This is a genomic window from Ectopseudomonas toyotomiensis (assembly GCF_900115695.1).
Lineage (GTDB): Bacteria > Pseudomonadota > Gammaproteobacteria > Pseudomonadales > Pseudomonadaceae > Aquipseudomonas > Aquipseudomonas toyotomiensis.
This window is the reverse complement of record NZ_FOXK01000024.1, coordinates 1-5525: the sequence shown is the minus strand read 5'-3', so window position 1 is coordinate 5525 and position 5525 is coordinate 1. Positions and strand designations below refer to the sequence as shown.

Sequence of the window (5525 nt, the reverse complement as noted above, 5' to 3'; positions counted from 1 at the left end):
GATTACCAGGCCAACCATGACACCTGGGACGCAGCGATCGCCAAGGTAGTGCTGGGCCAGACTGCCAGCAGCCAGGGCACGCCGGGGCGACTGGGCAACGATGAGCTGCAAGGCGACGTGCGCCTCGATCTGATCAAGGCCGATGCCGACCTGGTGTGCGAGAGCTTCAACATGGGACCGGCCCGCTGGCTGACTGCCTGGAACTTCCCGGATGCGATGCCACCGCGCGTGTATCGCGTGGTCGAGGAGCCCGAGGATATGGACGCGCGCGCTAGCCGCGATGAGAAGATCTCGCGCATGACTGGCTACAAGCCGACCCTGGGCTACGTGCAGGAGACCTATGGCATCGAGCTTCAGGAGCAGACGCCACCCAATGGGGCCCAGTCGCCTGCTGCCGAGTTCGCCGAGGGCAAGACGCCGCGCGACCCGGCTGCGGCCATGGCGCCGCGCCTGGCGCAGGATCTGCGAGCGGCTGTTGGTGGTTGGGGTACGCGCCTGCAGGAGATCTTCGAAAGCGCCACCAGCGTCGAGGATCTGCGCGAGAAGCTGCTGGCCGCTGCGCCCGAGCTGGGCATGGACGAGTATGCGGCGGTGATGGGCCTGGCCCTAGAGGCCGCGCATCTGGCCGGGCGCAACGACGTCCAGGACGAGCTGGCGGCCCGAGGTAACAGCTGATGGCCACCGCCGCCAGCTACGGGAGCCTGTCGTTTCGCGAGCAGATCGACTTCATGCGGGCCAAGCAGCCCGTGGTCGACTATTGGCGGGTTCAGGGCGCTGCGCATGATCAGAGCTTTGTCAGTGCCGGTGCGCATCGCGTTGACCTGGTGGCGGATCTGCACGCGATCATCAACCGCGCGATCAGCGATGGCACCACCCTGCAGGACTTTCGCGAGGACTACTTCGCCGTCCTGGACAACTACGGGTGGGAGCCGGATGGCGGTCGGGAGTGGCGTGCGCGGGTGATCTACGAGACCAACCTGCGCACCAGTTACGCAGCCGGCCGCTATGCCCAGCTGCAGGCGGTGAAGGCCGAGCGGCCGTTCTGGGTCTACAACCACAGCGACGCGGTAGAGACGCCGCGCGAGCTGCACCTGCTGTGGAATGGCCTGGCCATCCATGCGGACAACCCCTGGTGGCAATTGCATTACCCGCCGAACGGCTGGGGCTGCTGCTGTTTCGTCACGGCCTACAGCCTGGAAGAACTGCAGCGCTACCTGGGCAAGAGTGGCCCGGACGAGCCGCCGGCCAGCAACGTGCGCGGCATCGTGTTCAAGGGCCAAGTGGTGCAGGTGCCAGAAGGCATCGACCCAGGCTGGGGCTACGCACCAGGGCGCAGTGTGTTCGAGCAACAGGTGCAAGGCGCCCTGGAGAAGACCACCCGGCTGCCGGCCGAACCGGCGGCGCGGATGAACGAGCAGCTGCTGCAGCGCCCTGCAGTGACGGTGGCGCTACGTGACGACTGGTCGAAGCTGCTCGATGTCGCATCCAGGGCGACCGGACCGGTGGTCGATCGGCAACTGGTGGTTGGCTCACTGGCACCGGCCGCCACCGAGGCAGCCTTGGCGTTGGTCGAGCTGCAGAGCCCGCTGGTGCGCGCCGGTACCGCGTTCGCCCGCAGCGTGCTGCAGGACGCTGCGGCCAGCGTCACCCGTGCGACCTTGACCCGCCTGCCGATCATCCTGGCGCGGCCTGCAGCGGTGCTGCTAGACCCGCTGCAGCAGCTGCTGCTGTACGTGGCCAGCACTGGAGGCAGCGCGCAGCGTGAGGTGGTGCGCGTGGCGGTGGCCAGCACCGGGCCCAGCGTTGTGGGCGCGGCGATGGTGAACACGGCGGATCTGGCTGGCGATATCGCCGCCGGCACGCTGCAACTGCTGGAGGGCTCGCTCTGATGGCTGGGGTAACGCTGGAGTACGTCGCCGGTGATGCGCTACGCGCGATGCAGGCCATGGGCGCGGCGCTGGCCGACCCAACGCCGCTGCAGCGTGATATCGGTGAGCTGCTGCTGATCATCCACCAGCGGCGCTTCCGGGCCCAAGAGTCACCCGATGGGGCGGCCTGGCAGGCGCTGAGCCCCGGCTATCTGAAGCGCAAGCGTAAGAACAAAGACAAGATCCTGGTACTCGGTGCCGGTGCGGTAAGCCTAAGTGGTGGCCTGCGTTACCAGACCGACGGCGATGACCTGCTGTTCGGTAGCGACCGGCCCTATGCGGCCATCCATCATTTCGGTGGCAAGATCGAGCGCCAGGCTCGCGCGGCTACGGTCTACTTCCGCCAGGGCAAGGGTGGCGAGATCGGTCGTCAGTTCGTGCGCAAGGACAAGAGCAACTTCGCCCAGGACGTGAAGGTGGGTCCGTACACCATCAACATGCCGGCACGGCCATGGCTGGGTACGTCACCCGAAGACGATGAGCAGATCCTGCAGCGGGTTTTGAAGTACATCAGCCAGTTTTCCGGGTGAAAATCTAAAACCGCCAGAAACGCGCCAGGAGGCCCTAGAGGGCGTTTTACTGCTGGCGTTGTACTCAGCGCATCGAGCAGCGGCCTTGTCAGCGCGTTTTGGGCGTTTATAAACACGCCTGAGGGCATTGCCACCGACACCCTTGCCGTGTTCTCGTAGAAAAGGCCCTTCGGCATCCAAACCGAGGGGCTTCTCTTTTTCGGCTAGCCGAAAAGATTCCCGCGCGATACCGCCCCAATCTGGCGGTATGAACAAGCCAACCGCAACGCTGCCCATTCTGCCCGCCGGTCGTCACACCGCTCTCGACGGCCGCCCGGTGGAATTTACCGAAGCCATCCTGCAGGAGATCGTGGACTCCTACGATCCCGCCCTGCACGAGGCTCCCCTCGTCATTGGTCACCCGAAGCTCAACGGCCCGGCGTATGGCTGGGCCAAGAGCCTGGAAATGCGCGACGGCATGTTGTTCGCCGAGCCGCACCAGGTGGTGCCGGAGTTCGCCGAAGCCGCGAACCGCAAGATGTACAAGAAGCGCTCGGCGTCCGTGTACCTGCCGGATTCACCGGGCAACCCGGTACCGGGCAAACACTACCTGCGCCATATCGGCTTCCTGGGCGCCATGCCGCCGGCCATCAAAGGCATCCCGGATGCCGAGCTGAACTTCGCCGAGGACGATGGTGGCCTTGCCCTGGAGTTCGCCGAGCCGCCCTACGCCCTGACGGGTGTCACCGACATCTTGCGGCGCATGCGCGACTACTTCGTCGAGCGCGAGGGTGCCGAGCGTGCCGATCAGCTGATCCCGAACTGGCAGCTGCAGAGCATCGAAGAAGACGCTCGCCGCCGCGCCGACGACAAGCTGGGCGCCGGCGGCTTCACCTCATTCTCAGAACAACCCACCGAAGCTGGCGCTGAAGCCGCAGCGGCATCTGCCGCCGCTGCGGTCGAGCCCGACAACGCCTCTCCAGGGGGTGGCAAGGCCACGTCGGCGGCGGATGCCGACGTGCTCGATCAACCCACCCAGCAGGAACCAACCATGTCCGACGCTGAACGCGAAGAGCAGCTCGCCGCGCGCGAACGCAAGGTGGCCGAAAGCGAGGCGTTGATCGCCAAGCGTGAGGCTGACGAGAAACGCACCAACGCGACCGAGTTCGCCGAGGGCCTGGTGGCCCAGGGCAAGCTGCTGCCGCGCCAGAAACTTCCGATGGTCGAGCTGATTCTCAGCCTGCCGTCGGCGCCGCTGGAGTTCGCCGAGGGCGACCAGCAGGTGACCAAGGGTGGCGAGGAAGTCCTGCGCGACTTTCTGGACAGCCTGCCGCCGCAGGTTGAGTTCGGTGAGAAGAGTCGCTGGACCGGTCGTGACCTCGATGTCGACGACGCCAACGCCATTGCCGCCAAGGCAACGGCCTATCAAACCGAGCAACGCCAGGCTGGCCGCGAGATCAGCATCAGCCAGGCGGTGAGCCATGTCACCCAGGGGGCGAAATGAACATTCCTGGACTTACGACCGCATTCCGTGCCGGTGGCGCGATCCTCGCGCGCCGCATTCTCACTGATGGTGCTGCTGATGGTGTTGCCATCCAGGCCGCTGGCGGTAGTGCGCGCCTGTTGGGGGTTAGCACCGATATCGACAGCGCCTCGGGTGGGGTCGTCGATGCCGTTCGGGGTGGCCTGGCTGCTGTTGTGTATGGCGGCACGGTGGCCCGTGGTGACGCGTTGACGGCTGACTCGAGCGGCCGCGCCATCGCTGCCACCCTTCCGGTCGCCGCTGACACCTACATCATCGGCTTTGCCGAGGTGAGCGGTGTACTGGGCGATATCGGTTCCGTTCACGTTGTGCCGGGTCTCCTGGCCCTTTCCGCTTAAGGAGCAGCATATGAGCAAGGCATCTTTTCCGATTGCTCCGGCGCTGACGGCGATCGCTATCGCCTACCGCAATACCCGCATGATTGCGGATGACGTCCTGCCGCGTGTGCCGGTGGGCTTGCAGGCGTTCAAGTACCTGAAGTACGACCTGCGTGAAGGTTTCACCGTGCCGTCCACGCTGGTGGGGCGTAAGTCGGCGCCGAACCAGGTCGAGTTCTCGGGTACCGAAGTAACCTGCAGTACCGAGGATTACGGCCTGGATGCTCCGGTACCGCAGGGCGATATCGAGAATGCTGCGGCGAATTACGACCCGCTGGGCCGTGCGGTTGAGCTGGTGAGCAACCTGATCCTGCTGGATCGCGAAGCGCGTTGTTGCGGTGCGGTTTTCAGCAACGCCAGCTATGCCGCCGGCAACCGGACCACGCTGAGCGGTTCCAGCCAGTGGAGTGACGCTGCCAGCAACCCGATCCCGGTGATCACCGATGCGCTGGATTGGGTGGTGATGCGTCCGAACATCGGTGTGCTGGGCCGGCGTACCAGTACCTGGTTGCGTCGCCACCCGAAGGTGGTCAAGGCGTACAACGGCACTGTGGGCGATGAAGGCATGGTGCCGATGGCCTTCCTGGCCGACCTGCTGGAGCTGGAAGCGATCTATGTCGGTGAGGCCCGGCTGAATATCGCTCGCCCTGGTCAGGCCGCCAACCTGGTTCGTGCCTGGGGGCCGCATGCGTCGTTCATCTACCGTGATCGTCTGGCTGACGCGCGGAGCGGCACCACCTTCGGCTTTACCGCTCAGTGGGGTGGCCGCATCTGCGGTTCGCAGTTCGATGGCGATATCGGCCTTCGCGGTGGCGAGCGTGTGCGGGTGGGCGAGTCGGTCAAGGAGCTGATCACCGCGCCTGACCTCGGCTACTTCTTCGAGAACGCCGTCGCCAACTGACCGACCACCTGACAAGGGCGGCCGATCCGGCCGCCTGCGGAGTGCACCATGTCGAAAGATCAAGCCGTGCTGGCGTTCGTCGCCTACCACATTTCTGGCGGCCGCTATGGCGTGAAGAACGCTGCAGGCGAGCGCGTCGGTGAGTTCATTGGCAGCAAGGAAGAAGCCCAGGCCGAGGCGGACCGGCTGATCAACGAGCAGGAGGCGCCGGCCGAAGATCCGATCGTCTTCGGCGGTGGCGAAACCGGCCTGAAGCCGCTCACCGAG

Annotated in this window: 6 protein-coding genes and 1 pseudogene; all 7 read left to right on the top strand. The window is 65.4% G+C overall.

Going from position 1 to position 5525, the window contains the following annotated elements; all coding sequences use genetic code 11:
• A partial coding sequence (locus BM186_RS25750; protein WP_139228042.1) for a phage portal protein family protein occupies window positions 1-675 on the top strand: 675 nt, incomplete at its 5' end.
• Window positions 675-1889 (top strand): phage head morphogenesis protein, encoded by a 1215-nt coding sequence (locus BM186_RS25745; RefSeq protein ID WP_074919258.1) that lies wholly within the window; start codon window positions 675-677, stop codon window positions 1887-1889. The genes BM186_RS25750 and BM186_RS25745, both read left to right, overlap by 1 nt.
• Window positions 1889-2458, top strand: a complete 570-nt coding sequence (locus tag BM186_RS25740) for a phage virion morphogenesis protein (RefSeq protein ID WP_074919256.1) — start codon at window positions 1889-1891, stop codon at window positions 2456-2458. The genes BM186_RS25745 and BM186_RS25740 overlap by 1 nt, the downstream gene beginning before the upstream one ends.
• A 247-nt stretch (window positions 2459-2705) precedes the next feature.
• Complete coding sequence (locus BM186_RS25735) at window positions 2706-3941, top strand: phage protease (RefSeq protein WP_244157414.1); 1236 nt, start codon at window positions 2706-2708, stop codon at window positions 3939-3941.
• Window positions 3938-4318 (top strand): DUF2190 domain-containing protein, encoded by a 381-nt coding sequence (locus BM186_RS25730; RefSeq protein WP_074919253.1) that lies wholly within the window; start codon window positions 3938-3940, stop codon window positions 4316-4318. The genes BM186_RS25735 and BM186_RS25730 overlap by 4 nt, the downstream gene beginning before the upstream one ends.
• Before the next feature lie 10 nt (window positions 4319-4328).
• Window positions 4329-5258 carry a phage capsid protein gene (locus BM186_RS25725; RefSeq protein ID WP_074919251.1) on the top strand — a complete coding sequence of 310 codons (930 nt, stop codon included), beginning with the start codon at window positions 4329-4331 and terminating at the stop codon, window positions 5256-5258.
• A 48-nt stretch (window positions 5259-5306) separates the two neighbouring features.
• Window positions 5307-5525: pseudogene (locus BM186_RS25720) on the top strand (hypothetical protein); the annotation flags it as partial.

Bases quoted from the DNA above. Each gene is read 5' to 3' on its own strand.
- BM186_RS25745 (WP_074919258.1), top strand. From the start codon at position 675: ATGGCCACCGCCGCCAGCTACGGGAGCCTGTCGTTTCGCGAGCAGATC.
- BM186_RS25740 (WP_074919256.1), top strand. From the start codon at position 1,889: ATGGCTGGGGTAACGCTGGAGTACGTCGCCGGTGATGCGCTACGCGCG.
- BM186_RS25735 (WP_244157414.1), top strand. From the start codon at position 2,706: ATGAACAAGCCAACCGCAACGCTGCCCATTCTGCCCGCCGGTCGTCAC.
- BM186_RS25730 (WP_074919253.1), top strand. From the start codon at position 3,938: ATGAACATTCCTGGACTTACGACCGCATTCCGTGCCGGTGGCGCGATC.
- BM186_RS25725 (WP_074919251.1), top strand. From the start codon at position 4,329: ATGAGCAAGGCATCTTTTCCGATTGCTCCGGCGCTGACGGCGATCGCT.